Consider the following 570-nt stretch of genomic DNA (forward strand, 5'->3'; position numbering starts at 1 on the left):
TGACACCATCGCCCAAACAACGATTGGCGCGCTGACAACCGATTCCACAAGCGTTTCTGGAACAGGCGAAGCGAACAGCGCTATCGTGATCAAAAACGGTACGACAACCATCGCCTCTGGTAAAACAGACAGCGCCGGTGACTATATCTTCAACATCACCAAACAAGCCGGCGGTTCTACGATTACAGCGACAGTCACCAAAGCATCGAACGGTAAAACATCCACGGCGAGCACTAAAATCGCCGATGACGCGATCGTGCAAACAACGATTGGCGCCCTAACAACCAGCTCTACTGCTGTTTCCGGTAAAGGGGAACCTAACAGCGCGATCGTGATCAAAAACGGCACGACAACGATTGCGTCTGGTCAAACAGACAGCGCTGGTAACTACAGCTTTATCATCGCCAAACAAGCCGGCGGCTCTACGATTACAGCGACGGTAACGAAAGCATCAACTGGTAAAACATCGGCTGCAAGCACCACTATCCCAGACGTGAAAGATTACGCCCTGACAGCCAACAGCTATAAAATTGGTACGGCGAATCTAACAGGAACATACGGCAAAAGATA

General features: G+C 50.5%; 1 protein-coding gene. It reads left to right on the plus strand.

The window, feature by feature from the left end; genetic code table 11:
* Positions 1-570, plus strand: a 570-nt coding sequence (locus PCORN_RS19565; RefSeq protein WP_036082763.1) for an Ig-like domain-containing protein, incomplete at both ends; no start/stop codon positions are given.

Origin of the sequence: Listeria cornellensis FSL F6-0969, assembly GCF_000525855.1 — a bacterium.
Classification (GTDB): domain Bacteria; phylum Bacillota; class Bacilli; order Lactobacillales; family Listeriaceae; genus Listeria_A; species Listeria_A cornellensis.